This window comes from Lentibacillus halodurans, from assembly GCF_900112045.1.
Lineage (GTDB): Bacteria > Bacillota > Bacilli > Bacillales > Amphibacillaceae > Lentibacillus > Lentibacillus halodurans.
The window spans coordinates 74,668-101,071 of the sequence record NZ_FOJW01000003.1; the positions used below are offsets into that span (position 1 = coordinate 74,668).

The following is a 26,404-nucleotide window of genomic DNA, read 5'->3' on the forward strand; positions in this document are numbered from 1 at the left end:
CCACCATGCAAATATACAAGTTGGGGTGAAAACATGAAATTGAAAAAGCTGCATGTTACGCTTCTGTTGATAGCTGCACTATTATTGGGATTTGCCGGTGCATTTCTGGGCGTGAAACTTGCGCAGCCTGATTCCGACCCGGATGAGGAACTGGCGGATTTGACTAATTCCTCAGAACAGAATAATGGTACAGCACCTGAAAACATGGAAAAGGTTACGCAAACCTATAATTTAATCAAAGAACATTACTTAGAGGACGTAGAGGATTCGCAGTTAATTGAAGGTGCTATTCAAGGTATGATTTCCTCACTGGAGGATCCATACAGCTCCTACATGGACGTGGAATCGATGGAGCAATTTAATGAAACAATCGAATCTTCATTCGAGGGAATTGGTGCGGAAGTCAGTATGGTGAATGGAAAGGTTACGATCGTCTCACCAATAAAGGATTCACCTGCCGAGGACGCTGGACTCAGACCAAATGACCATATTTTAAGTGTTGATGGGGAAAGTGTTGAGGGATTGAATTTGAATGAAGCAGTAGAAAAAATTCGAGGTGAGAAAGGCTCTGAGGTCGTTCTTGAAGTTCAGCGTTCCAGTGTTTCTGATTCGTTTGATGTAACCATTGTGCGCGATGATATACCGGTTGAGACCGTCTATTCTGAAGTTCAAACAATCGAAGGAAAGAAGACAGGTATTATTGAAATAACTTCTTTTGCTGAAAATACGGCAGAGCATTTTACGCAACAGCTGCAGTCACTGGAAGATGAAAATATTGAAGGTTTGGTCATAGATGTACGGGGAAATCCAGGTGGTGTTTTATCTGCAGTAGAAGGGATATTGAAAAACTTCATACCAAAAGATATACCATATGTCCAAATTGAAAATCAAAACGGTGAAGCAGAAAAGTCATATTCGGAATTAGACGAGAAAAAGCCATATCCTATCAGTGTGCTAATTAATGAAGGCAGTGCCTCTGCTTCAGAAATTTTAGCAGTTGCCATGAAAGAGGTTGGCTATGACGTTGTGGGCACGAACAGTTTTGGTAAAGGCACTGTACAGCAGGCAGTACCAGTTGGAGAAGATGGCAGCAGAGTTAAATTAACGTTTTTCAAATGGCTTTCACCTGAAGGGACATGGATTCATGAAAAAGGAGTGGAACCTACAACTGAAGTGGAACAACCAGATTATTATTTTACCAATCCTGTTCAAATAGAGGATTCTATTGCCTATGACCAGACCGGTGAAAATGTGGAGAATATACAGGTTATGCTCGCAGGATTAGGCTATGACCCTGGGCGAACAGACGGTTATTACAGCAAAGAAACGGCGTCTGCTGTTCAAAACTTTCAAGCAGATAATGACCTTGAAACAACCGGAGAAGTAGATGAAGAAACAGCCGGACTAATCGAAACGAGTATTGTTGACCGGGTTCGTAACGGTGAAGATGACCGGCAAATGAAGCAAGCGCTGGATATTTTATATGATTAAAAGTGACTTCGATCAGTGGGTTGCTTCGGCGCAGAAGACGTGCTAGTACTGTTTGATCCGCGGGTAATACTCGCGGATTTCTTTTCACGCCTGGCAGGAAATGATTCTACAAATCACGAATATAAACGAGAGAAGATATGACAGAAGGTGATCATGATGGCAGAAACCTGGCTGATGGAACTGGCAAATGGTATAGGACGATTCTTTTTAAATCCAATCGTGTATTGGGCAATCATTTTATCAATAGCAGTTGGATATAAACGAATCAAAAAAGAACGTAAACATTTTGGTTTAAAGGTATTTGATGTTTTGTCGGAATGGAAAAATACATGGTTTGTTTCCCTGATTTTCGGTTTAGTGATCTCTTTCATTTCGATCGGAGCAGGCATGGTTTTTTCATATGAAACGATCATTCTTATAGCTGTTGTAACCATATTACTCAGTATGTCCATTCGGTTTACGATGCTGTCACCGGGTTATACGATTGGGATTACATATTTGCTGATGTTTCTGTCACCGTTTGTGCTGACATACCAGTCAATCATTGATTCAAATTTATTTGCCGATCCAAATTTTACTGGTCTGTGTTTATTGTTGGCTATCTTATTATCGGCAGAGGCGTTTTTATTAAGGTGGCACAGACGAAATAATACTTTTCCCGATATGAAACCAAGTCCCCGTGGCACATGGATCGGCGTGCACCATCTAAAGAAAGTAACGCTTATTCCGTTTTTTGTACTGATCCCAACTGGTTCGATCACCTCTTTTGCCGCATTCTGGCCGTATTTTTCGGTGAATGGGGAAACATACAGTCTTGTACTGGTACCATTTTTACTCGGGTTTGACCACGTTGTGAAAGGGGATTTGCCTGAAAAAGCGGCAGCACGTTTAGCAAGATCGATGCATATATTGAGTTTGATTGTCTTGTTTATGGCGATTGGCAGTATTTATATCGGCTGGCTGTCGCTGGCAGCTGTATTAGTCGGAATCATTGGACGGGAGTATTTCAGTTACAGACACCGTTTAGCAGATCATGAAAAAACACCCTTTTTTCATCAGCATGAACGTGGTATGAAGGTATTGGCAGTTATTCCTGGTACACCTGCAGACCGCTTAGGAATTTCTATTGGTGAAACGATTGTTAAAGTTAATGGGAAGAAAATAGATAGTATGGACTCGTTTTATTATGCATTGCAGGAGAGCGGAGCATTTTTCAAGCTGGAAATAATCGGGGATAATGGGGAAGTCCGGTTTGTACAAAGTGCTCTGTATGAGGAAGATCATCATGAACTGGGCATTATCATGACGAAGAAGCCTTATCTAGACAATAAATTGGCTTAAATCAGCCTATATCGATTGTTCGATTTTATTAAACAGTAAACCCGCCAATTTGACGATGTGCAAAAGAGGTGGGATCGGAAAACGGAACGTAACGAGTAAGGAACTTATATATGAATCAAACCCGGCTTTTTTAGTTGCCGGGTTTTTAGTTTTTTTGGATTAAAATACCTTCAATATTTTATTTTGAAAAAAGCAAACTAATGAACGAAATCCAGTTTCAGCAAAGAAGGAAAAAGTATGAAAAGCTACTTGTTAACGTTATGGAACATTCTGGATCCTATTTATTACAATTTCACAAGACTGCATCATGTGGCAGATCACGGACACAAGCAGACAGTATTCCGCGTCAGATTAACAAGATATAAAGGTTCAGCGGTTATATTACAAGATGGCACATTGATTCACAAAAATGATTTGCTGCTGAAAATTCATTTGCATAATGTGCGGATGATTCATGAGCTAAAGCATGTTGATAGTGAAATTCAAAAGGCTTTGCTGCTGTATCATATGATCCGGGACGATCTGCACTGTTTGTCTCATTACATTGAAAAGCATCCCAGACGTTATGACATAAAAGCGATCATCGGCATTACTGTGTTGCGCAAAGGAACAAACAGGCTGGGTTTCGAGGCATTTCCACTTCAAAATCGTTATTACCGGCTGTTCAAACAATTGACGTTTTCACTGATCGGTTTTATCGCGAATACCTCAAACCGGAACCAACCTGTCTACTTGTTTATGTCCACAAACCGTCTGTTGAACCATTCTAAAACCTAAATCAAGCACTTTTATAACGGCTGACCGGAATTTGGTGAAATGTTATTTCCGGTCTCGAGCCAATACGGATATTAAGACCGGTTTGTCCAAGCCCTTCACTGATATAAAATGGTGCCTTGTCATGCGTATGCAATCCTTTAATGACATTCTGCTTTGCAAGTTTGCCCATTTTAGCAAGGTGATAGGCTTTAGGATAACAGATCTGTCCACCGTGAAAATGGCCGGCCATTAAATAATCAAACGGGTATCCCTGCATATCCAGAATAACGGTGGGGTCATGTGTCAGCACGATATTCGTCCCCTGTTTAACGTGCTGGTAGGCTAAAGGCAAGTTGCTGCGGTTCGTACTATCATCATCTATTCCGATGATATTGATCACTTGGCCATTAATCGAAAGGCGCTCACTGTCATTTTGCAGAACAGAAATATCATACGCTTCCAAAACGGCGATTAGCTCAGCCAAATCCTGGTTTTTCAGCACATAGTCGTGATTGCCCAGAACAGCATAAATCCCATAAGTAGGTTTCATATCACGTAAAACACGCAAATACGGTATAAGCCTGGGGATACTGCGCTTTCTGTCCAGAAAATCACCGGTCAGTGCGATCATATCGACTGATTCATGTTTCAGCTTATCAGCTAGCTGTTTAGGGGTTAACGATATATTCTCCAAATGTAAATCGGACAAGTGAAGGATAGATAACGCAGGATCAGCTGGCTCAGGTGTTATTTGTATTTTATTAATTTGTACATCTTTTGTATTTTTGTAGGCTTTGTACAGGATGAAACCAACACAAGCCACTATGAGCAAAATCATAAATAATGTCATCGTATAACTCCTCTCCAAAATTAATTATAACATGCAGGAAAGACGCATTCATTGGTAATTGAAGCCAGGATCAGGCTGTTGGTACTGGAGGCAAAGTAAATGGAAAAGGAAAAGGCGTTATTTTTACCATTCATGCAAATTCCAACTGGACATCATCACGTTGCAGACGCATTAATGACGGAAATTCAGTCATTTCATAACAATATCGTATGTGATAAAGTAGATATTCTGTCATACAGTTATGGCAGAATGGAAAAGGTTATTTCTTCCGCCTATTTAAATTGGATCAAATTTTTTCCGGATAGTTACGATTGGCTATACAGACGTACTGCATACAGTAAAACACCCTTGCACAACCGCCAGTATCTCTATGAAGCGATGTTTATCTATTTTTTCAAGCGGTTAACAAGCCGGCATAACGCAAGTATTTTATTTTGCACGCATGCGCTGCCATCGAATATTGCCAGTGTATTGAAAATGAAAAAACAACTCCCGCCTGTTACGGTAAACGTGTATACAGACTTTTTTATAAATGGTGTTTGGGGAATTGATGGAATTGATTACCACTTTGCGCCCACATTGGCAGTTAAAAAATACTTAATGGAAAAAGGCGTTCGACCAGAGCGTATTTATGTAACGGGTATACCAATTGATCAAGCATTCCAGACAGGACACGGAAATGAGAAGACAAAAGATGGTGTCATGAAGGTACTGGTTACCGGCGGCAGCCTGGGGGTAGGTTCGTTAAAACGTTTGCTTCGAACACTGAAGTCAGACAACATCCACTATTTCGTTCTGTGCGGCAAAAATGAAGCATTATACCAGGAATTGCACCGGAATCATCGAAAAACTGTAACACCACTTCCATATATTGCCAATAAGACGGAAATGAATATGCTATATGACCAGGTGGATGCTGTATTAACCAAGCCTGGAGGCGTTACTGTCAGCGAATGTCTCATGAAGCGGAAGCCGATTTTCTTATATAATCCATTGCCCGGCCAGGAAAAAATAAATGCTGAACAGCTGAAGCAAATGGGTGTGGCCATTTCGGCTGATATGGACGAAAATTTGGAAGAGCAATTATGGGATTTTTTTACGGATGTTCATAAACAAAAAATGTATGGAGAAAAGATCAATGCATATCATCATAATCTCGACAAACGGCCACTATCAATATTGATGACAGAAATGATCGAAAAAAAACATTAGCAACATGGTGCGCTAATGTTTTTCAGTCTGCAACTTCTGCGGTAAATTCCTCATGTTTGTGTATCTCTTCTTTTTCGACATGTACGTTTATGTGATAAGTCCCGCTCTCAGTAAATGTGACAGAGCCTTCATATGTACCTGCCGTGTCTTCATTCAGATCCGTCCATTCATGCTTATTATCGTTTTTCCGCCACGTTTCCAATGTAACCGAAGCATTCTCCAGCGGTTCATTCTGGTGCAGAACTTGAACAGCGTATGGCGTTTCCGATCCGGCAGTAATGGTATCAGGCTGCTGCAAATCAATCGATGCATGTGAATGGCTGTGACTTTCTTCACCCTCACTTCCCTTATTCGTTTGTACAGCTGCCTCAGCATTACCAACTGTAATCTCCTTGACCGGCATTGTGTGCATGCTGCGGGCTGTTACGTGTGATTGAACATGATATACGCCTTCTGCAGTGAATGTTTTTTCTATGGTGTACTGGCCATCATTGGCGTTGTCGGCTTCAATCATCTCACTTTCGTCTTTATTCCCATCCTGCCAGATTTCAAATTCCACTTCACTGGCATCTGACACAGCCTCCCCGTCTTGGGTTACCGTTACAGTAAAGGTGACCGGTTCATTTTTCTTTCCTTGTTCAGGAACTTCCAAATCAGCTTCTATCGGCTTTGCAGTATCAGGTTCGTCAGACGTTTCATGGTCGGTATTCTCAGTTTGACCGCATGCTCCAAGCAGAGCAATGATCATAATGAAACATATCATCGTCAATTTTCGCATGGAAATGGTCCTTTCTATTCATTATTCTAACTTGATTATAAGTCACACGAACGGGTGAAACAACCAACCCCCTGTGAAACCTTTGTGAATGATTTTTCGCTGGTATATCGGGTAAAATGGACAATAGAAAAATAAATGGAATCAATAAACGAATATTTGTTCGTTTATTTGTTAAAAAATCGGAACAGGTGTGATAGAATAGAATCATGGAATGAACGGAGGTTTTCGTTTTGGCAAATAAATTTGATTTGGTAGCACAGTATGAACCGCGCGGGGATCAGCCCGATGCGATTAGGGAATTGGTTGAAAAAGTGAAGGCTGGGCAGCGGCACCAGACATTACTCGGTGCAACGGGTACAGGAAAAACGTTTACGGTGTCCAATGTCGTGACAGAGATTAACCGGCCGACACTGGTGATCGCCCATAATAAAACTTTGGCCGGCCAACTATACAGTGAGTTCAAGGAATTTTTCCCGAACAATGCTGTTGAATATTTTGTCAGTTATTATGACTACTATCAGCCGGAAGCATATGTCCCATCGACAGATACGTTTATCGAAAAAGACGCCAGCATCAATGATGAGATTGATAAACTGCGACACTCAGCGACCTCATCATTAATTGAGCGCCGTGATGTCTTGATCGTTTCCAGTGTATCGTGCATTTACGGTCTGGGATCACCGGAAGAGTATGAAAGTCAGGTCTTGTCGTTAAGAATGGGAATGGAAAAAGACCGTGACCAGCTGTTGCGCGACCTTGTCGACATTCAGTACGCCCGTAACGATATTGATTTTCAGCGCGGAACGTTCCGTGTACGCGGTGACTCGGTCGAAGTAATACCAGCTTCACGGGAAGAACATTGCATCCGGATTGAATTTTTCGGGGATGAAATTGACCGTATTCGGGAGGTAGATGCCTTGACCGGTGAAATTGTCGGTGATCGGGAACATGTCGCCATTTTCCCTGCATCCCACTTTGTGACCCGTGAGGAAAAGCTGAAAAAAGCGATTGAAAATATTAAAAAAGAATTGGGAGAACGCCTGGCGGAAATGCGTGAACAGGATAAACTGCTTGAAGCGCAGCGGCTGGAACAGCGCACGAACTATGATATCGAAATGATGCAGGAGATGGGGTTCTGCTCTGGGATTGAAAACTATTCACGCCATTTAACGTTTCGTGAACCCGGATCGACGCCATATACATTATTGGACTTTTTCCCGGATGATTTCCTATGTGTCATTGATGAATCACATGTGACGCTGCCGCAAATCAGAGGAATGTTTAATGGGGACAAAGCCCGCAAACAAGTGCTTGTTGATCACGGCTTCCGTTTGCCGTCCGCGCTTGATAACCGTCCATTGCGGTTTGAGGAGTTTGAAAAAGCAACGAATCAGCTTGTTTACGTTTCAGCAACACCCGGACCATATGAAGAAGAACATGCACCGGATGTGACTGAACAAATTATCCGTCCGACCGGTTTATTGGATCCGAAAGTCCATGTCCGGCCGATCGATGGACAGGTTGATAACTTGATTGAAGAGATTCATAAACGGTCCAAACGGAATGAACGTGTTCTGGTCACAACACTAACGAAGAAAATGTCCGAGGATCTAACAGATTATTTGAAAGAAATTGGGATCAAGGTGGCTTATTTGCACTCGGAAATTAAGACGTTGGAACGAATTGAGATTATCCGGGATTTACGCGTCGGCAAATACGATGTACTTGTTGGCATTAATCTCCTGAGGGAAGGTCTGGATATTCCGGAAGTATCACTTGTTGCCATACTCGATGCCGACAAGGAAGGTTTCCTGCGGTCGGAACGTTCACTGATTCAGACAATGGGACGTGCTGCACGAAATGAAAATGGAGAAGTCATCATGTATGCCGATCGTGTAACGAACTCAATGCAGGTGGCCATCGATGAAACAAATAGGCGCCGTGAAAAGCAGATGGCGTATAATGAACAGTATAATATTACACCAACAACGATACGGAAAGAGGTTCGTGATGTTATACAGGCAACCGTGGCGGCTGAGGATAAAGAAGAATATGAAAATGAGAAAACCGATGTTGCCAAACTGTCCAAGACTGAGAGAGCAAAAATGATCGAAAATATGGAAAAAGAAATGAAAGAAGCAGCTAAAGCGCTTGATTTTGAAAAGGCTGCCGAGCTTCGGGATATTGTACTGGAGCTGAAGGCAGATGGAGCCTGATGAATTTTTCAGAAGTTGGATATGATAGTTTTTGACGATGTAACGAATAACCAAAGTGGAAGGATGACCTGTTTATGCCCAGTAAATCAATTACAATCCAAGGTGCTCGTGCACATAACCTGAAAAATATCGATGTATCCATTCCCAAAAATAAATTTGTTGTACTAACAGGTTTATCCGGGTCCGGCAAATCGTCACTGGCTTTTGATACAGTTTATGCAGAGGGTCAACGCCGATATGTGGAGTCACTGTCCGTCTATGCACGGCAATTTTTAGGCCAGATGGATAAGCCCGATGTAGATGCTATTGAAGGACTGTCACCGGCTATATCGATCGATCAGAAAACAACGAGCAATAACCCGCGTTCGACAGTTGGTACTGTTACAGAAATTTACGATTATTTACGCTTACTGTTTGCCCGTGTCGGACACCCGACATGTCCGAAACATGGAATTGAAATCAGTTCACAGACGGTTCAGCAAATGGTTGACCGAATACTCGAATATCCTGAAAGGACGAAAATGCAAATCCTTTCACCGGTTATTTCGGGCCGGAAAGGAGAACATGTCAAAACGATTGAAAAACTGAAACAAGAAGGCTATGTCCGAATTCGCGTTGACCAGGAAATGCGTGAAGTGACCGATGATATCCAGTTGGACAAAAACAAAAAACATTCCATTGAGGTGGTGGTTGACCGTATTATGGTCAAAGAAGGCATTTCCGGCCGTCTGAGCGATTCCATTGAAACAGCATTAGAATTGGGTGACGGGAATGTCGTTGTCGATGTAATTGGTGAAGAAGAACTTCTCTTCAGCGAAAATCATGCGTGTCCGATATGTGGTTTTTCAATCGGAGAACTGGAACCACGACTGTTTTCATTCAACAGTCCTTTTGGAGCCTGTCCGGCTTGTGATGGACTTGGAACAAATCTTGAGGTTGATCTGGACCTTGTTATTCCGGACTGGGAGAAAACATTAAAACAACATGCGATTGCAGCATGGGAACCGATCAGTTCCCAGTACTACCCACATCTTTTGAAAAGTGTGTGTGACCACTATGGGATTGATATGAATATTCCGGTCAAGGAAATTCCAAAGGAAGAGATGGATAAAATTTTATATGGGAGCGGGAAGGAGAAAATCCATTTCCGCTATGAAAATGATTTTGGCACCATCCGCGATAACGATATTTATTTTGAAGGTGTTTTAAATAATATCGCGCGAAGATACCGGGAAACATCATCTGATTTCACTAGGGAACAGCTGGGAAAATATATGGCAAATAAAAAATGCCCAACCTGTGATGGACACCGGCTCAAGGAAGAAGCGCTTGCGGTATTAGTGAACGGGAAACATATCAGCAAAGTGACCGATTTTGCGATCACGGAAGCAAAAGAATTTTTCCGGAGCCTTCATTTGACTGAAAAAGAAGAAACCATTGCCCGCATGATTCTGAAAGAAATATCTGATCGTCTTGAATTTTTGCATAATGTAGGTCTTGATTATCTGACACTGTCACGTACTGCCGGAACACTGTCCGGTGGAGAGGCACAGCGAATCCGTCTGGCAACACAGATCGGTTCAGCTTTAACAGGTGTTTTGTATGTGCTGGATGAGCCGTCAATCGGGCTGCACCAGCGTGATAATTACCGTCTGATCAACACATTGAAACAGATGCGCGACTTAGACAATACTCTGATTGTCGTAGAACATGATGAAGACACGATGCTGGCAGCTGATCATCTGGTTGATATTGGTCCGGGGGCGGGCGAGCATGGCGGCAGAATAGTTGCCAGTGATACACCTGAAAACGTGAAGGAAAATAAAGAATCGCTGACCGGTCAATATTTAGCAGGCGACAGATATATACCGTTACCGGTAAAACGGCGCAAGCAAAATAAACGCAAGCAAATTAAGGTGATTGGTGCTGAAGAAAATAATCTGAAACAGGTCGATGCCTCATTTCCAATTGGATTAATGACGGTCGTTACGGGTGTTTCCGGATCCGGTAAAAGTACATTAGTCAATGAAATTTTATATAAATCATTAGCAAAACAATTGAATCGAGCTAAACTTAAGCCGGGAAAACACCAGAAGATGAACGGGATCAATCATGTTGAGAAAGTTATAGACATTGACCAATCGCCGATCGGCCGGACACCACGATCCAACCCGGCAACTTATACTGGTATGTTTGATAATATCCGTGACGTTTTTGCACAGACAAATGAAGCCAAGATACGCGGCTATAAAAAGGGACGTTTCAGTTTTAATGTGAAAGGTGGCCGTTGTGAGGCGTGCCACGGTGATGGCATTATCAAAATTGAGATGCACTTTTTGCCGGATGTGTACGTCCCATGCGAAGTGTGCCACGGAAAACGATATAACCGTGATACATTGGAAGTGAAGTATAAAGGGAAAAATATTGCTGATGTCCTGGAAATGACCATTGAAGAAGCATTGGATTTTTTCGAAAACATCCCTAAAATTAAGCGGAAGCTGCAGACGGTTTATGATGTGGGACTTGGCTATATTAAACTGGGGCAGCCGGCAACTACTTTGTCCGGTGGTGAAGCACAGCGCGTTAAGCTGGCAAGTGAACTCCACCGGCGGTCAAATGGCAAGTCATTTTATATCCTGGATGAACCGACAACAGGATTGCACACAGATGATATCAACCGGCTGCTGAATGTGCTGCAGCGGCTTGTCGATAATGGTGATTCTGTCTTGATCATCGAGCATAACCTGGATGTCATTAAGACAGCAGATCACATAATTGACCTCGGTCCTGAGGGCGGTGATGGCGGCGGTCAAATTATCGCCACCGGAACTCCGGAAGAAATTGTTAATCATGATCAGTCTTATACAGGGCGTTATTTGAAGCCGATTCTGGAACGAGATCGTAAGCGAATGGAAAGAGATATGGAACGGCGTGAGAAAGTCGGCTCGAAATAAAAAAAGGTGGCAGCCACGGTGATGATGGCTTGCCGCCTTTTTTGATATATTGACGACATTCAGCTGCAGGCACTTGACAGATCGACCGGAAAATTGATCGGGAAATCGACCAAATAAAGAATATATCAACCGAATTTAAATATAACATTAGGATCGTGAACTGCATTTTCAGACCAAAAATATCATCCCTACAGCGAAAATATCCTTCCAAGAAAAAATTATCCCAGAAGTCAAACACCCCAAATCAAGAACAGCAGCCCGGGAGGACAAACTTCGGCCGGAGAAAATGTACTTTAGCCATAGCAAAGTAACTTCGGCTGAAAATAAGAAACCTCAACCGGAGAACAGCAATCTCAACCGGGGGATAGGCACTTCATCTGGAAATCAAAAGTTTTATCCGGACAAAACTTTTGACGCAATCTTGCCATTCCGATATGGTTAAATGAGAAGCTTAACGCTGGGGAGGAACTTGATGATGAAGCCAATTGAGGTCAATAAAGTCCAACAGTTATTGGAAGAATTGATCGATAGAGATGTTTTTATACATTTGGAAACGACCAATGGCGCTTATGCGAGCCATTTTAATGACAAAGCATATAATGTTGGTGCATATATACGTAATGCACAGGTGAAGTTTTCACAAGCAAAAATTATCGGAGACGGAAATAGCTATCGCGCGGGACTCAAAACACAACTTGGCTGGATTTATGCAGAAGGGCTGACCGACTGGACGATTCATGATGAAAACCAGTTGTTATTAGCCGGACATGATCGGGAAGGCCGGCTGATGGTAGCACTTCATATCAGTGAAACACCACTGGGTTCTAAATAGCCAAAGAATAATATGAAAAACTGTGCTGTACTATCTACAGCAAAGGATTGGGTGATCAAAATGGAAAAACATGTTGTTGTTATTTATCCACATCCGGATGATGAATCATTCGGTGCTGCCGGCACAATTGCAAAATTCCGTGAACAGGGCGTGCCTGTCACTTACTTATGTGGAACATTGGGTGAAATGGGCAGGAATATGGGCTCACCGGCTTTTGCCAATCGGGAAACACTGCAGGAAATCCGTAAAGAGGAATTAATCAATGCCTGCAGCAAATTGGACGTCGAGCTCCAGATGCTCGGTTATCGTGATAAGACAGTAGAATTTGAAGATAGACGTGAAGTTGCTGACCATTTGAAACATATCCTGGAAGAAATACAACCAAGTCTTGTGATTACGCATTACCCGGAATATGCTGTCCATCCAGATCACAATGCATTGGGAGCGGCAGCAATTGAAGCTGTCCGGCTGATGAATCCGGAAAATCGTCCAACTGTCTGGGCACAAGCGATCAGTCATGATTACGTTGATGAACTGGGCAAACCGGACATAAAAAATGATGTGACACCATTTTTTGATCAAAAGATGGAAGCGATCCTTTCCCACAAGTCACAGGCCAGTGGAATTCTGAGACAATTTCATGAAAATACGGTTACAGCAGGTGATCTGAAGGAAGCAGCAAAACAACAATTAGGAAAAGAGCGGTTTTACACTTGGGATTTTCGTGAATAATCTAATATACAAGGGAGGATTAATATGAGAAAACGATTATATCGGTCAAATTCCGATCGTATGGTAAAAGGCGTTTGTGGAGGTCTGGCGGAATACTTTGATATTGACCCAACGATTATCCGTCTATTATTTGCAGGATTCGCATTTGCAGGAGGTGCTTCCATTTACGCTTATATTATCGGTATTTTCGTTATTCCGAATGAGCGGGAGGTGCGCTAATGCTGATTCGCTGGTTAATATCGGTTTTTCTGAATGCCGTTGCCCTGATTGTTGTTGCAGAACTGTTTCGTTCATTTCAGCTTGACGGGTTTGGCACTGCAATGTTGGCCAGTGTCATTCTTGGGATTTTAAATGTCATCATTAAACCGATTCTAGTCGTTTTAACATTGCCGATAACATTTCTGACACTCGGTTTGTTCTTATTTGTCATCAATGCCATCACACTAATGATTACCCAGTCAATCATGGATGAATCATTTGTTATTGAAGGCTTCGGAACAGCCGTTATTGCTGCCATCGTCATATCCATCTTAAACTTGCTGCTCAACAGGCTAGTGAAAGATACGGTGCGTTAATGATGGACAGTCGCAGGTGCAACGCCTGCGATTGTTTTGTTCATTGGTAATTGAGGATACTCCATAAAGCTAAAATATGCTACAATGTAAATCAGTTGTACGCAAAGTAATTGGAGGTTTCAATAAATGGCGAAAGTCCGTACAAAAGATTTGCTGGAAAATTTCAACCTGACCCTTGTTGCGGGGGAGGATGGCATTCATCGGGAAATTACGTCAAGTGATGTCCATCGTCCGGGTATTGAAATGACCGGATATTTTCATTATTACCCACGGGAACGTCTTCAATTGATCGGAAGAACAGAAATGGGCTATTTTCTTGATTTACCGGATGAAGTGAAAAAAAGCCGTATGGAACAATTGTGTACTGATATAACGCCTGTCATCGTCATTTCGCGCGGGATGGACATTCCCGAAGTGATGCTGGAAACAGCAAATAAAGCAGGGGTGCCGATTCTGCATTCGCCACGAAAAACAACGCGTGTAATCAGCAGGCTGACAAACTACTTGGAAGCAAAATTTGCCCCATTCACGGCTATTCACGGTGTTTTAGTCGATATATACGGTGTTGGGGTACTTCTGACAGGTCAAAGTGGTGTCGGGAAAAGTGAATCAGCCCTTGAACTGGTCAAGCGGGGGCATCGACTGGTTGCGGATGACAGTGTCGAAATTCGGCAGGAGGACTATGACAGGCTGATCGGTAATTCACCGCCATTGATCGAACACTTGCTGGAAATCCGGGGGCTTGGCATCATTAATGTTATGACGCTGTTCGGCGCCGGAGCTGTAAGGAGTCATAAAAAAATTTCCTTGATTATTAATTTGGAATTATGGGATGAAACGAAACAATATGACCGTCTCGGGCTGGATGAAGAAACGATGAAAATCATGGATGTCGAGCTTCCGAAAGCAACGATTCCGGTTCGGCCAGGCCGTAATCTGGCAGTCATTATCGAAGTAGCTGCCATGAACTTTCGGCTGAAGCGAATGGGTGTTAATGCTGCTGAGGAATTTTCCGAGCGGCTGTCAAACATGATTGATCAGGGAAATGATATAAACTGGGAGTGATATAATTGAGCTGCAGTGCACCGGCATTAAGTCCTGTTTTTTTGGATATTGGCCCTCTGACCATTTACTGGTATGGATTGATTATTGCACTTGGTGCCTTTTTGGGACTGTATATAGCTACTAGGGAATCTGATCGATTAGGTCTGCAAAAAGACTTGATGGTTGATCTGGTTGTCTTTGCCATTCCTGCTGCTATTATATTTGCGCGTATTTATTACGTAATTTTTGAATGGGATCGCTATGTCGGCGGTCCGTGGTGGGACGTTTTTGCCATCTGGGAAGGCGGTATTGCCATCCATGGTGCATTAATTGGAGCCGTTTTAACTGCGGTTATTTTTGCACGGGTTAAAAACGTTTCGTTTTGGCAGTTGGTTGATATCGCTGCCCCCAGTCTGATTTTGGGGCAGGCAATCGGGCGCTGGGGCAATTTCATGAACCAGGAAGCACATGGCGGTCCGATTTCAGAGTCGACATTTAACAGTTTTCATACATATTTGCCTGATTTCATCATGAATCAAATGTGCATTGATGGGGTAATGTATCATCCAACCTTTTTATATGAATCCGTCTGGAATGTACTCGTACTTATCTTCCTGCTGGTATTGCGCCGCAGAAATCCATTGCGCGGCGAGGTGTTTCTGAGCTACCTGACTGCCTATTCGGTCGGCCGCTTCTTTATCGAGGGAATGCGAACTGACAGTTTGTATGTCCCTGGAACCGACATTCGGATGGCACAGCTCATTTCAATCATCATTATTTTAAGTTTGATTGCTTTGATTTGGTATCGCCGCAAATCCGGAATAACCAACAAATACTATGATGGCAAAAAGGTGAAAAAGAGAAAAAGTGGTTGAAAAGTGAGGGATGGGGAATTGACTGGCATTTTACACCGGGGATTACAGCAAGGACTTCAAGTGACATGGACATTAGGGAAAGTTATTTTTCCAATTACGCTGATTGTGACTATTTTACAATATACACCGGTACTACCCTGGGTAATTGATCAGATCAGTCCGTTAATGAGGCTGTTGGGGTTGTCCGGTGAAGCGGCTGTCCCATTGGTTTTGGGAAATGCCTTGAATCTATATGCCGGCATTGCAGCGATCGTTTCATTTGAGTTTACGGTCAAAGAAGTATTCATATTGGCGGTTATGATGTCTTTTTCCCATAATTTATTCATTGAATCGACGGTCGCATCCAAAGTTGGAGTCAGCTGGTGGCTTATTTCAGGTATTCGTATTTCACTTGCCCTGGCAGCTGCAACGGTGATTAACCTACTGTGGAATGGTGGGGCAGAACAAGCGCAGTATGGGCTTGTTTCTTCATCGGATATTGTGCTGAACGGATGGACAGAGATCATATTGCATGGATTGCAAACGGCACTTATGGCTGTTGTACAACTGGCGTTAATCGTGATTCCATTGATGGTCGTTATGCAATTTTTCCGGGAAAAAGGGTGGCTGACTTACTTTTCCGATAAACTGGGGCCGTTCACCAGAATGCTGGGGATGGAAAAGAATACGTCGATGACACTTGTGGCCGGACTGACAATTGGTCTTGCTTATGGTGCAGGTTTGATGATTCAGGCGGTGAAAGAAGATGGTGTTTCCAAAAAAGACATGTATTTAGCGTTGATCTTTCTCGTCTCTTGCCATGCGGTCTTGGAAGACACATTGGTTTTCATTCCGCTAGGGATCCCTGTATGGCCTTTATTGGTGATTCGTCTGTTAACGGCCGTTCTGCTGACAATGACTGTTGCATTTGTATGGAAACGATTGGAACAACGGAAAAGGAAGGAAACAGGACATGAGCATTCATACCATACTCTTTGATCTTGACGGCACTCTGATTGATACAAATGAATTGATAATCGAATCATTCGTGCATACGTTTAATCATGTTGGACAAAAGCTTTCGCGTGAGGAAGCTATTGAATTTATCGGACCACCATTAAGAGATACGTTTCAGCAATGTCATCCCGAACGGGTGGATACGCTGATTGAAATATACCGGGAGCATAATCAACGGTATCATGATGATTATGTAAAGGCTTTTCCTAATGTTGCCGAAACGCTGAAGGAACTGCAAAGGAGACAGACCCAGATCGGTATCGTTACGACAAAGATGCGTGGAACAGTGGACATGGGTTTAAAGGTCACAAGGCTTGATGATTATTTTGAAACGGTCATAACGCTGGATGATGTCACCAATGCCAAGCCGCATGCAGAGCCGGTCATTGAAGCTATGAAAGCGCTGAATGCTAGCCCTGAATCAACATTAATGGTCGGTGATAATTCGCATGATATTGAGGCAGGTCATCATGCCGGTGTTAAAACAGCTGGTGTAGCTTGGTCACTGAAAGGGCGGGAAAAATTATTGACTTATAAACCGACTTTCATGCTGGATGACATGCAGGATCTGCTGGACTTGACAGGAGTGTAGACTATGCGGAAAACGAATCGGTACCCTGTTCAACAGGCCAATTCTTTGTGGCAAATCTACAAAACCGTTTCATTCTGGAAAGTCATGAAAAATTTTGTGTTCATTCAATTGGGAAGGTATATCCCTTTTTTAAGTGTGAAAAATTGGCTTTATCGGACTTTTTTACGCATGGATGTCGGAAAACAGACGGCATTTGCACTGATGGTTATGCCCGATATTATGTTTCCGGAAAAGATAAAGGTAGGCTCGAACAGTGTTATTGGTTATAATACAACGATTCTGGCGCACGAATATTTGATCAAAGAATACCGGATCGGGGACGTGGTGATTGGCAATGACGTCATGATCGGTGCCAACACGACCATTTTGCCCGGCGTTACGATTGGTGATGGTGCTGTCATCTCCTCAGCTACACTAGTCAATCGGGATGTACCCCCAGGAGCGTTTGTCGGCGGCAATCCAATGCAAGTGATTTATACGAAGGAAGAGATGGACAAACGGATAAGGGAAGAACAGGATTAAAGGAGGCTGCAAATGGAGACACCTGCAGGTATACTCCCGGCAATTCGTCATATGAAAGATTTTGAGAAAGCCTTGGACTCAGGACATCATTCCATCGTTTTTCTGGAAACACGGCTTGCTCAGTTAAAAAGTTTAGTAAAATATTCAAAACGGGCTGATAAACAAGTTCTGATTCATTTTGATTTGATTCAGGGGTTAAAAGCCGATGAATACGGCATGGAATTTTTAATTCGTGACATAAAACCGGATGGCATCATTTCGACCCGGGGAAATATTATAAAACTTGCCAAAAAACATGATTTGCTTGCTATTCAGCGCATGTTTTTATTAGATAGTATGGCGGTTGAGCATAATGTAAAATTAATTGACCGTTTTCAGCCGGATTGTATTGAACTCCTGCCTGGACTCATTCCGGATATTATTCAACACATTCACGATGAGACTAAAATCCCCGTCATTGCAGGAGGTTTGGTCAGGAATAAAGAAGATGTTTGTTCGGCCTTAGATGCTGGAGCAGTTGCGGTATCCACTTCAAATACTGAATTGTGGACTATTTAGTAAATAGGCCATGACCATTTATTGAAATGTTCTGTCATAAAATGCGAGGCATGACACATAGAATGATATCGCTTACATGTATAGCGCCATTAAACGAGTAAAAGGAGCTGTGGTTTATGGGTGGTAACAGGGCGGTCGTCTATGTCAGGCCAGGAGAGGTTGAGGTGCGGGATACTAGTTATCCGGAGTTAATTTTAAGGGATGGCCCGGGGGTCAATCCGCTGAATGTGGGCAGAAAATGTAATCATGGGGTCATTCTTAAAGTCGTTACAACAAATATCTGCGGCAGTGATCAGCATATGGTCAGGGGACGGACAACAGCACCTAGCGGTTTAGTGTTAGGTCATGAAATTACGGGTGAAGTTGTTGAAACAGGAAGTGACGTGGAGTTTATTAAAAAAGGCGATTTGGTATCCGTTCCGTTTAATATTGCATGCGGCCGGTGTCCAAGCTGCAGGAGGCAGGATACACATATTTGTGAACATGTGAATCCGGACCGGCCAGGCTCAGCGTATGGATATGTGGATATGGGAGGCTGGGTTGGCGGTCAGTCCGAATATGTGATGGTACCATATGCTGATTTTCAGTTGCTGAAATTTCCTGATAAAGATCAGGCAATGGATAAAATTCTCGATTTAACGATGCTGTCGGATATTTTTCCAACCGGTTATCATGGTGCAGTAAGTGCCGGTGTTAAAACGGGATCAGCGGTTTATGTTGCTGGAGCCGGCCCGGTTGGGTTAGCTGCTGCGCATTCCGCACAACTATTAGGTGCGTCTGTCGTAGTTGTCGGGGATTTAATTGAAGAACGGTTAGCGCAGGCAAGAAGCTTTGGGTGTGAAACGATCAATTTGCGCGAACATGATGATCTTGGTGAACAACTTGAAGAAATTCTGGGTGTCCCCGAAGTAGACTGTGCAATTGATGCAGTCGGTTTTGAAGCGAGCGGTCATGGAGAAAATGCCGGGGAAGCGCCTGCTACTGTGCTAAACTCAGTGATGGATATAACGAGAGCAGGCGGCCGCCTGGGAATTCCGGGACTGTATGTGACAGGTGATCCCGGTTCCAAAGATGACGATGCCAAGGAAGGTACGTTGAAAATCCGCTTTGGTTTAGGATTTGCAAAGGCACATACATTTGTTACGGGACAAACACCGGTTATGTGCTATCATAGAGATTTGATGAAAGCCATCTTAAGTGGAAGGGCACAAATTGCAAAAGCTGTGAATGCTACGCTAATTTCACTTGACAAGGCTCCTGAAGGCTATAAACGGTTTGATGGCGGGGCATCGAAAAAGTTTGTCATTGATCCGCATCGGCTGGTACGAAGCTAAATCTGCTGTTGCAAGTTCAAATGTAAACAACTGTTGACAGCGTTTACATTCCGAGATATAATTGTTTCCAACAAGTTAAGAACGTGGTGGAGACATGGAGACCCACGCTGCAATGGTACTTTATAATCAAAGTACATCTGTTGCAGTGTGGGTCTTTTTTTAGCCATCGAATACTTGTTTAATAGACTTATTCATATATGGTAAAGGAGTGTTAGAAATGCCCGAGTTTTTAGCAGAAATTATTGGGACAATGATTCTGATTATTTTAGGTGGAGGTGTTGTTGGCGGTGTTGTCTTAAAAAAGTCAAAAGCTGAAGGTACCGGCTGGGTACTGATCACCATTGGCTGGGGGCTTGGTGTTACAATGGGGGTATATGCGGTTGGTCAGTTTACGGGTGCACATATTAATCCTGCGGTGACACTTGGATTCGCTGCTGCAGGCGAATTTCCATGGACTAAAGTACCAATGTATATAAGCGCCCAAATGATTGGGGCGTTCATTGGTGCTGTTATTGTATTTTTCAATTACTTGCCTCATTGGAGGGAAACGGAAGATAAAGGAGCAAAACTGGCCGTATTTTCAACAGACCCAGCTATTCGCAGTCCTTTTTCCAATTTGGTCAGTGAAATGATTGGCACATTTGTTCTTTTATTCGGGTTAATGTTTATCGGTGCTAATGAGTTTACAGAAGGTTTGAATCCGTTGATTGTCGGCCTGTTGATTGTTGCTATTGGTATGTCATTAGGGGGAACGACTGGTTATGCGATTAATCCTGCCCGTGACCTCGGGCCGAGAATTGCTCATGCATTGCTTCCGATCCCCAGAAAGGGCGGATCAGATTGGGGATACGCCTGGATTCCGGTAGTTGGTCCGATTTTAGGAGGTATTTATGGTGCTGTATTCTATAACGCCACGTACTTAGGTGAGTATTCTATCTTATTTTGGATATTAAGTATTCTAGTTGTTATTATTTTCGTTGGTGCTGCCAATTCGGAGTTAAGGAAAGGGAAAACAGGAGCAGACCAAGTTGAGGAAAAAATAGTATAGAAAAAGCGATTTTATGAGGAGGAATAGAGTATGAGTGAAACATTTATTCTATCATTAGACCAGGGAACAACGAGTTCACGTGCGATTCTATTTAACCATGATGGTGAAATTGTCGAAACAGCCCAAAAAGAATTTGAACAATTTTTCCCGCATCCGGGCTGGGTAGAACATGATGCGAATGAAATCTGGACATCTGTGCTTGCTTGTATATCAGAAGTATTGCGCAAATCGGATGCTGATCCTTCCCAAATTGCCGGCATCGGTATTACAAACCAGCGTGAAACGACAGTTGTCTGGGATAAAAACACCGGAAAACCAGTATACAAGGCAATTGTCTGGCAATCACGCCAGACAGATGGTATTTGTAAAGCATTAGTCGATCAAGGCTATCAGGATATCATGCGCGACAAAACCGGTTTACTGATTGATGCCTACTTCTCAGGTACGAAGGTTAAATGGATTCTTGACAATGTTGAGGGCGCAAGGGAAAAGGCCGAAAATGGTGATTTGCTGTTTGGTACAATGGACACATGGCTTGTTTACAAACTTTCCGGCGGCAAAACGCATATTACCGATTATTCCAATGCTTCCAGAACGTTAATGTTCAATATTTACGAACTTGAGTGGGATGATGAACTGCTTGATATATTAGGCGTTCCGAAAAGCATGCTGCCTGAAGTCCGGCAGTCTTCCGAAGTATATGCCGATACGGTTGATTATCATTTCTTCGGTCATGAAGTTCCAATTGCCGGGATTGCCGGAGACCAGCAGGCTGCATTGTTCGGTCAGGCATGTTTTGAAAAAGGGATGGCGAAAAACACATATGGAACTGGTAATTTCATGCTGATGAATACAGGAGAAGAAGGTGTTGAATCCAATCACGGTTTGCTTACTACACTGGCATGGGGTGTCGACGGTAAAGTGGAGTATGCATTGGAGGGCAGTATCTTTGTGTCAGGATCGGCCATTCAGTGGCTCCGTGATGGATTGAACATTATTGATGATTCCCCGCAAAGTGAAGATTATGCGGTAAGGGTTGATTCAACAGACGGTGTGTACATGGTTCCGGCGTTTGTCGGACTGGGGACGCCTTACTGGGACAGTGATACACGCGGGGCTTTCTTCGGCATTACACGCGGTACATCAAGAGAGCACATGATCCGGGCAACGCTTGAGTCTCTCGCCTATCAGTCAAAAGATGTTTTGGATGCGATGATAGAAGATTCCGGTATCGATCTGAAAACACTAAGAGTTGATGGCGGTGCGGTTAAAAATGACTTCCTGATGCAATTCCAGAGTGACATTGTCGGTGTTCCGGTCGAACGTCCTGTTGTTCAGGAAACGACAGCCCTGGGAGCCGCGTATCTTGCTGGGCTGGCAGTCGGCTATTGGCATGATAAAGATGAAATTGCCAGCCAGTGGCAGAATGAGCGGACCTTTAACAGCAATATGGAAGATGCGAAACGTGACGAGCTCTATGCCGGATGGCAAAAAGCTGTCAAGGCAGCGAGAACGTTTAAATAACTGTCAATTGGGGGAGATCAATACTGCAGTAAGTATTGACCTCCCCCTCTTAAAGAATGAATGCGAAGGAGGGTGCATTTATGAAAAAAATCATCAATGATCCAAATCAGGTTGTACAGGATATGGCAGAAGGAATGGTTGCTGCATATCCGGATAAGCTGAAACAATTGCCTGGAACAACCGTGATTGCGAGAAAGGATGCCCCGGTTGCCAAAAAAGTTGGCATTGTCAGCGGCGGGGGAAGTGGTCATGAACCTGCGCACGCCGGTTATGTCGGAAAAGGTATGCTGGACGCTGCTGCTGCAGGCGAAGTGTTTACTTCCCCAACGCCTGATCAGGTGTTCGAGGCGATTAAAGCTGTAAACGGTGGAGCAGGTGTGTTTTTAGTCATCAAAAATTATATGGGAGACGTCCTTAATTTTGAAATGGCGGCAGAATTGGCCGAAGCAGAGGGTATTCAGGTGGAAAAGGTAATTGTCAACGATGATGTGGCTATAGATGACCAATCATCAAGAAGGGGCATTGCCGGAACCGTGTTTGTTCATAAAATAGCCGGGGCAAAAGCTGAACAAGGCGGTTCTCTAGAGGAAATCAAGGCTGTTGCTGACAAAGTGGTTGAAAACGTCCGGTCGATGGGCATGGCGCTGACTCCTTGTACAGTACCTGCCGCAGGGACACCAAGTTTTCAATTAGCAGAAAATGAAATGGAAATTGGCATTGGAATTCATGGCGAGTCGGGAATTGAGCGTAAAGAAATCACTACTGCTGATGAAATCGCAAAAGAACTTACAGATAAAGTATTGCATGATTTTGAATTCACCGGTGACGCAGCTGTTATGGTTAATGGCCTGGGATCAACCCCGGAAATGGAGCTATCGATTGTGAATAAACAAGTTCAATCGATACTGGCTGAAAAAGGAATCAATGTATATCAAACATTTGTCGGCGAATATATGACGTCTTTGGAAATGGCAGGTTGCTCTGTAACGCTATTAAAATTGGACGATGAATTAAAAGCACTGCTGAATGCATCATCACATGCACCTGCTTTTCACGGCTGAGAAAGGGGAGTGAAGCATGGAATTAAATGTACAGGATATTGCGGCATGGATTGAAAAATCAAACGAAAAAATGCAGGCAAACAAGGAATATCTCACAACCCTGGACCAGGAAATCGGAGATGGTGATCATGGCATTAACATGGTCCGCGGATTTCAGGAAGCTGCTAGTAAAATCACGAAGCAGGATTATACAAAACCTGCGGACGTATTAAAGGATACTGCTATAATGCTCATGTCCAAAGTCGGTGGTGCATCTGGCCCGTTATTCGGAACGGCATTTTTGAAGTTGTCTATGACGGTTAAAGGAAATGACACGATTGATTTTGGAACGTTTGCAAACGGGCTGGAAGAGTCTGTGAATGGCATTAAACAACGTGGTAAAGCAACAGAAGGTGAAAAAACACTTGTTGATGTATGGTCAAAAATGGCCGATTATTTCAGGCGGGAAAAAGACTTCGATCAGGATAAAATCGCAGAAGAGGCGAAAAATGCAATGGAACAAACAATAGATATGATGGCCACAAAGGGCAGAGCGGCCTATTTTAAAGAACGTTCAATCGGACATGTTGATCCAGGTTCTGCTTCCTCCTTTTATATCTTCCAGGCGCTTGCAGAAGTAATTGGGAGGAGAGATTGATATGGCCTATACAGGTATTGTTCTCATTTCCCACAGCCATCAGGCAGCAGAAGGTATGAAAGATATTATACGTCAGGTCATCAAAGAAGTTCCTGTTGAAACAGCCGGCGGGACGGATGAAAATGATATCGGAACAAGTATTGACAAGATACAGGAAGCGATCGGTCGTGCAAATGCGGGCAGAGGTGTTTTGGTGTTTTATGATATTGGCAGTGCGCAAATGAATGCGGAAATGGCCGTGGAGATGACTGGGACAGATGATGTCAGGGTCATGGAAGCGCCATTAGTAGAAGGAGCGTATGTGGCGGCGGTTGAATCCGGCATGAATAAAGATGTGAACGACGTTGTTACTGCTGTACAAAAAGAATTCGGATAAATTTTTATAATGATGTAAGTAAATAACTATACTATTTCGTAACGATATGATAAAATATATTCAAGTTAATAAACGTGCCGGAGAAATGGAGAAACCACAACTTGCTGATGATACGTCATTAGTTTATTTTGTGGTTTCTTTTTTTGCACTTTAATAAAATTTAAAAATTTCAAGAACGAAAAGTATAGGAGCCTTCGGTACTCGTTATAGGAGGATAAGCATCGAGGTATTCTAATGAATATACATGAAAAGTTATTTTTTAGTTATTGATAGATATGAAGGAGTGAATGAATATGTCCGTATTTTCAAGTTATCAGCGGGATACTATTTTTCAGCAAATCAAACAAAAGCAGGTTGATGTGCTCGTTATCGGCGGTGGCATTACCGGTGCAGGTATTGCTTTAGATGCAGTAACGCGCGGGTTGAATACAGCTGTTGTGGAAATGCAGGATTTTGCAGCTGGTACATCAAGCCGCTCCACGAAACTTGTGCATGGAGGTCTTCGTTATTTAAAGCAGTTCGAAGTGAAAATGGTTGCGGAAGTTGGCAAGGAACGGGAGATTGTCTATGAAAATGGCCCGCATGTGACTACTCCTGAGAGGATGATGCTGCCGTTTTATAAAGAGGGGAATTTTGGGCCGTTTACAACGAACATTGGTTTACGAGTCTATGATTTTCTGGCAGGCGTGAAGAAAGGGGAACGCCGAGAAATGCTGCGTCCCGAAGAAGCGATGAAAAAGGAACCGCTCGTTAAACGGAGTGACCTCAAAGGTGCCGGCTATTATGTCGAATACAAAACAGATGATGCCCGGCTTACGATAGAAGTGATGAAGAAAGCGGTCGAGAAGGGTGCACGAGCGATCAATTATGCCAAAGTAACGGATTTTATTTATGAGGATGGCAAAATGACCGGGGCTGTTGTGGAAGATCAGATTAACGGTGATCAGCATCATGTATTTGCCAAAAAAATCATTAACGCAGGCGGCCCGTGGGTCGATGATCTTCGGGAAATCGATGGCTCCAAACAAGGAAAGAATCTCCATCTGACAAAGGGGGTTCATCTCGTGTTTCCCAAAAAACGGTTCCCGCTGCAGCAGGCCATTTATTTTGATGCACCGAACGGCCGGATGATTTTCGCCATTCCAAGGAATAAAAAAACATACGTCGGCACAACGGACACGAGCTATAAAGGTGATGTCGCCCATCCGAAAATGACCGCAGCTGACCGGGATTACTTATTGGATGCGATTAATTACATGTTCCCGTCGCTTGATATGACAACAGATGATGTTGATTCAAGCTATGCTGGCTTGCGGCCGTTGATAGCAGAGGAATCGAAGGATGACCCTGATGAAATCTCCCGGAAAGATGAAATGTTCATTTCGGATTCAGGACTGATATCGATGGCCGGTGGAAAATTGACCGGCTACCGAAAAATGGCTGAAGAAGCTGTGGATACAGTTGTGACACAACTAAAAGAAGAGGACGGGGTCTTGTATTCTGAGTCCGAAACAAAGTATCTGCCGATTTCAGGTGGAGAAGTAGGGGGTTCAAAAGAATTTCAACGTTTTAAAGAACAAAAAATGGTTGAAGCGATGGATTTAGGTATGGCCGAGGAAACGGCTATTTTCCTTATTCAACAGTACGGTTCAAACATTGATCAAATTTTTGAACGATACCAGGATGAAGAATCACGTACGAATAAAGCCGGTATTGAGCCGGTTGTTTTCGCGGAATTGGCATATGCCCTTGAACATGAAATGGTTTATAAACCGGTCGACTTCTTTGTGCGGCGGACCGGAGCACTATTTTTTGATATTGATTTTGTTAAAGCTCACAAAGACAAGGTTATTGATTATATGGCCGAAGCGCTGGAGTGGAGCGACGAACAGAAACAAAGCTATACTTTTGAGCTTGAACAGTTGCTGTATGAAGCCGTGAATCCGGCTGAATAATGTTAGCGGGACAGGCTTCTTGTCCCCCCTTGTATTTATTCAGTCCTAGAATTAAAACTTCAGTTGTTATGAGGCAGTTCAAACCTGTGAAGACACATCAGGAAGGAACTGCTTTTTCGTTTTAAATTCCAAATACATATATTAT

General features: G+C 43.2%; 25 protein-coding genes. 23 read left to right on the forward strand and 2 right to left on the reverse strand.

The genetic code is table 11. The features are described 5' to 3' along the window. The first annotated feature begins 33 nt into the window (after positions 1-33). The 3 genes from BM195_RS04725 (at position 34) to BM195_RS04735 (ending at position 3,609) form a co-directional block, all read left to right on the forward strand. The gene (locus tag BM195_RS04725) at positions 34-1,491 is read left to right on the forward strand and encodes a S41 family peptidase (protein WP_090234389.1); all 1,458 of its coding nucleotides are present in this window, start codon (positions 34-36) and stop codon (positions 1,489-1,491) included. A gap of 156 nt (positions 1,492-1,647) precedes the next feature. Further along, positions 1,648-2,832 carry a PDZ domain-containing protein gene (locus BM195_RS04730; RefSeq protein ID WP_090234391.1) on the forward strand — a complete coding sequence of 395 codons (1,185 nt, stop codon included), beginning with the start codon at positions 1,648-1,650 and terminating at the stop codon, positions 2,830-2,832. Between the two features lie 237 nt (positions 2,833-3,069). Beyond that, positions 3,070-3,609 (forward strand): YkoP family protein, encoded by a 540-nt coding sequence (locus BM195_RS04735; protein WP_090234394.1) that lies wholly within the window; start codon positions 3,070-3,072, stop codon positions 3,607-3,609. A gap of 1 nt (position 3,610) precedes the next feature. Here BM195_RS04735 and BM195_RS04740 read toward each other — a convergent pair whose 3' ends face one another. Further along, positions 3,611-4,438, reverse strand: coding sequence for a metallophosphoesterase (locus BM195_RS04740; RefSeq protein WP_090234397.1), 828 nt, complete (start codon positions 4,436-4,438; stop codon positions 3,611-3,613). Between the two features lie 99 nt (positions 4,439-4,537). Between BM195_RS04740 and BM195_RS04745 the strand changes: the two genes are divergently transcribed. Further along, complete coding sequence (locus BM195_RS04745) at positions 4,538-5,650, forward strand: MGDG synthase family glycosyltransferase (RefSeq protein WP_090234400.1); 1,113 nt, start codon at positions 4,538-4,540, stop codon at positions 5,648-5,650. A gap of 22 nt (positions 5,651-5,672) precedes the next feature. Here the strand turns inward: BM195_RS04745 and BM195_RS04750 are convergent, their stop codons facing one another. Continuing rightward, complete coding sequence (locus BM195_RS04750; RefSeq protein WP_090234402.1) at positions 5,673-6,428, reverse strand: FixH family protein; 756 nt, start codon at positions 6,426-6,428, stop codon at positions 5,673-5,675. 230 nt (positions 6,429-6,658) lie between these two features. Here BM195_RS04750 and uvrB point away from each other — a divergent pair, with 230 nt between their 5' ends. From uvrB to BM195_RS04845, 19 genes are all read left to right on the forward strand, one after another. Further along, positions 6,659-8,644, forward strand: coding sequence for an excinuclease ABC subunit UvrB (gene uvrB, locus BM195_RS04755; protein ID WP_090234405.1), 1,986 nt, complete (start codon positions 6,659-6,661; stop codon positions 8,642-8,644). A 74-nt stretch (positions 8,645-8,718) separates the two neighbouring features. Beyond that, positions 8,719-11,598: an excinuclease ABC subunit UvrA gene (gene uvrA / locus BM195_RS04760; RefSeq protein ID WP_090234408.1), complete on the forward strand. Its 2,880-nt coding sequence runs from the start codon at positions 8,719-8,721 to the stop codon at positions 11,596-11,598. A gap of 475 nt (positions 11,599-12,073) precedes the next feature. Further along, a complete protein-coding gene (locus tag BM195_RS04765; protein WP_090234959.1) occupies positions 12,074-12,430 on the forward strand; it encodes a YojF family protein in 357 nt (118 codons plus the stop codon). A gap of 60 nt (positions 12,431-12,490) precedes the next feature. Beyond that, positions 12,491-13,162, forward strand: a complete 672-nt coding sequence (bshB2, locus tag BM195_RS04770; RefSeq protein ID WP_090234410.1) for a bacillithiol biosynthesis deacetylase BshB2 — start codon at positions 12,491-12,493, stop codon at positions 13,160-13,162. A gap of 24 nt (positions 13,163-13,186) precedes the next feature. Further along, positions 13,187-13,381, forward strand: coding sequence for a PspC domain-containing protein (locus tag BM195_RS04775; RefSeq protein ID WP_090234412.1), 195 nt, complete (start codon positions 13,187-13,189; stop codon positions 13,379-13,381). Continuing rightward, positions 13,381-13,737 (forward strand): phage holin family protein, encoded by a 357-nt coding sequence (locus BM195_RS04780; RefSeq protein WP_090234414.1) that lies wholly within the window; start codon positions 13,381-13,383, stop codon positions 13,735-13,737. Before BM195_RS04775 ends, BM195_RS04780 begins: the two co-directional genes overlap by 1 nt. A 126-nt stretch (positions 13,738-13,863) precedes the next feature. Further along, positions 13,864-14,802, forward strand: a complete 939-nt coding sequence (gene hprK, locus BM195_RS04785; RefSeq protein ID WP_090234416.1) for an HPr(Ser) kinase/phosphatase — start codon at positions 13,864-13,866, stop codon at positions 14,800-14,802. A gap of 5 nt (positions 14,803-14,807) precedes the next feature. After that, positions 14,808-15,656: a prolipoprotein diacylglyceryl transferase gene (gene lgt / locus BM195_RS04790; protein WP_090234418.1), complete on the forward strand. Its 849-nt coding sequence runs from the start codon at positions 14,808-14,810 to the stop codon at positions 15,654-15,656. Between the two features lie 18 nt (positions 15,657-15,674). Further along, positions 15,675-16,634 (forward strand): nucleoside recognition domain-containing protein, encoded by a 960-nt coding sequence (locus tag BM195_RS04795; protein ID WP_090234962.1) that lies wholly within the window; start codon positions 15,675-15,677, stop codon positions 16,632-16,634. Then, the gene (ppaX, locus tag BM195_RS04800) at positions 16,609-17,244 is read left to right on the forward strand and encodes a pyrophosphatase PpaX (RefSeq protein ID WP_090234421.1); all 636 of its coding nucleotides are present in this window, start codon (positions 16,609-16,611) and stop codon (positions 17,242-17,244) included. The genes BM195_RS04795 and ppaX overlap by 26 nt, the downstream gene beginning before the upstream one ends. 3 nt (positions 17,245-17,247) lie before the next feature. Further along, positions 17,248-17,766, forward strand: coding sequence for an acyltransferase (locus BM195_RS04805; protein WP_090234423.1), 519 nt, complete (start codon positions 17,248-17,250; stop codon positions 17,764-17,766). A 12-nt stretch (positions 17,767-17,778) separates the two neighbouring features. Next, the gene (locus BM195_RS04810) at positions 17,779-18,324 is read left to right on the forward strand and encodes a glycerol-3-phosphate responsive antiterminator (RefSeq protein WP_090234425.1); all 546 of its coding nucleotides are present in this window, start codon (positions 17,779-17,781) and stop codon (positions 18,322-18,324) included. 116 nt (positions 18,325-18,440) lie between these two features. After that, on the forward strand, positions 18,441-19,658 hold the full coding sequence (gene fdhA / locus BM195_RS04815) for a formaldehyde dehydrogenase, glutathione-independent (RefSeq protein ID WP_090234429.1): 1,218 nt from the start codon (positions 18,441-18,443) through the stop codon (positions 19,656-19,658). A 217-nt stretch (positions 19,659-19,875) separates the two neighbouring features. Continuing rightward, positions 19,876-20,706 (forward strand): MIP/aquaporin family protein, encoded by an 831-nt coding sequence (locus BM195_RS04820; RefSeq protein WP_090234432.1) that lies wholly within the window; start codon positions 19,876-19,878, stop codon positions 20,704-20,706. Between the two features lie 30 nt (positions 20,707-20,736). After that, positions 20,737-22,230: a glycerol kinase GlpK gene (gene glpK / locus BM195_RS04825; protein ID WP_090234437.1), complete on the forward strand. Its 1,494-nt coding sequence runs from the start codon at positions 20,737-20,739 to the stop codon at positions 22,228-22,230. 80 nt (positions 22,231-22,310) lie between these two features. Beyond that, on the forward strand, positions 22,311-23,291 hold the full coding sequence (gene dhaK, locus BM195_RS04830; protein WP_090234441.1) for a dihydroxyacetone kinase subunit DhaK: 981 nt from the start codon (positions 22,311-22,313) through the stop codon (positions 23,289-23,291). A 16-nt stretch (positions 23,292-23,307) separates the two neighbouring features. Then, complete coding sequence (gene dhaL, locus BM195_RS04835; RefSeq protein WP_090234444.1) at positions 23,308-23,928, forward strand: dihydroxyacetone kinase subunit DhaL; 621 nt, start codon at positions 23,308-23,310, stop codon at positions 23,926-23,928. 1 nt (position 23,929) lies between these two features. Next, positions 23,930-24,304, forward strand: coding sequence for a dihydroxyacetone kinase phosphoryl donor subunit DhaM (gene dhaM, locus BM195_RS04840; RefSeq protein ID WP_090234446.1), 375 nt, complete (start codon positions 23,930-23,932; stop codon positions 24,302-24,304). A 293-nt stretch (positions 24,305-24,597) separates the two neighbouring features. After that, entirely contained in the window at positions 24,598-26,259 is a 1,662-nt protein-coding gene (locus BM195_RS04845) for a glycerol-3-phosphate dehydrogenase/oxidase (RefSeq protein WP_090234448.1), read from the forward strand. Positions 26,260-26,404 lie beyond the last annotated feature (145 nt).

Coding starts and splice junctions, on each gene's coding strand:
- BM195_RS04820 (WP_090234432.1), top strand. CDS start 19,876: ATGCCCGAGTTTTTAGCAGAAATTATTGGGACAATGATTCTGATTATT.
- BM195_RS04780 (WP_090234414.1), top strand. CDS start 13,381: ATGCTGATTCGCTGGTTAATATCGGTTTTTCTGAATGCCGTTGCCCTG.
- BM195_RS04745 (WP_090234400.1), top strand. CDS start 4,538: ATGGAAAAGGAAAAGGCGTTATTTTTACCATTCATGCAAATTCCAACT.
- BM195_RS04775 (WP_090234412.1), top strand. CDS start 13,187: ATGAGAAAACGATTATATCGGTCAAATTCCGATCGTATGGTAAAAGGC.
- bshB2 (WP_090234410.1), top strand. CDS start 12,491: ATGGAAAAACATGTTGTTGTTATTTATCCACATCCGGATGATGAATCA.
- uvrA (WP_090234408.1), top strand. CDS start 8,719: ATGCCCAGTAAATCAATTACAATCCAAGGTGCTCGTGCACATAACCTG.
- BM195_RS04750 (WP_090234402.1), bottom strand. CDS start 6,428: ATGCGAAAATTGACGATGATATGTTTCATTATGATCATTGCTCTGCTT.
- glpK (WP_090234437.1), top strand. CDS start 20,737: ATGAGTGAAACATTTATTCTATCATTAGACCAGGGAACAACGAGTTCA.
- hprK (WP_090234416.1), top strand. CDS start 13,864: ATGGCGAAAGTCCGTACAAAAGATTTGCTGGAAAATTTCAACCTGACC.
- BM195_RS04805 (WP_090234423.1), top strand. CDS start 17,248: ATGCGGAAAACGAATCGGTACCCTGTTCAACAGGCCAATTCTTTGTGG.
- BM195_RS04765 (WP_090234959.1), top strand. CDS start 12,074: ATGAAGCCAATTGAGGTCAATAAAGTCCAACAGTTATTGGAAGAATTG.
- BM195_RS04845 (WP_090234448.1), top strand. CDS start 24,598: ATGTCCGTATTTTCAAGTTATCAGCGGGATACTATTTTTCAGCAAATC.
- BM195_RS04810 (WP_090234425.1), top strand. CDS start 17,779: ATGGAGACACCTGCAGGTATACTCCCGGCAATTCGTCATATGAAAGAT.
- BM195_RS04740 (WP_090234397.1), bottom strand. CDS start 4,438: ATGACATTATTTATGATTTTGCTCATAGTGGCTTGTGTTGGTTTCATC.
- dhaL (WP_090234444.1), top strand. CDS start 23,308: ATGGAATTAAATGTACAGGATATTGCGGCATGGATTGAAAAATCAAAC.
- dhaK (WP_090234441.1), top strand. CDS start 22,311: ATGAAAAAAATCATCAATGATCCAAATCAGGTTGTACAGGATATGGCA.
- ppaX (WP_090234421.1), top strand. CDS start 16,609: ATGAGCATTCATACCATACTCTTTGATCTTGACGGCACTCTGATTGAT.
- BM195_RS04735 (WP_090234394.1), top strand. CDS start 3,070: ATGAAAAGCTACTTGTTAACGTTATGGAACATTCTGGATCCTATTTAT.
- BM195_RS04725 (WP_090234389.1), top strand. CDS start 34: ATGAAATTGAAAAAGCTGCATGTTACGCTTCTGTTGATAGCTGCACTA.
- fdhA (WP_090234429.1), top strand. CDS start 18,441: ATGGGTGGTAACAGGGCGGTCGTCTATGTCAGGCCAGGAGAGGTTGAG.
- dhaM (WP_090234446.1), top strand. CDS start 23,930: ATGGCCTATACAGGTATTGTTCTCATTTCCCACAGCCATCAGGCAGCA.
- BM195_RS04730 (WP_090234391.1), top strand. CDS start 1,648: ATGGCAGAAACCTGGCTGATGGAACTGGCAAATGGTATAGGACGATTC.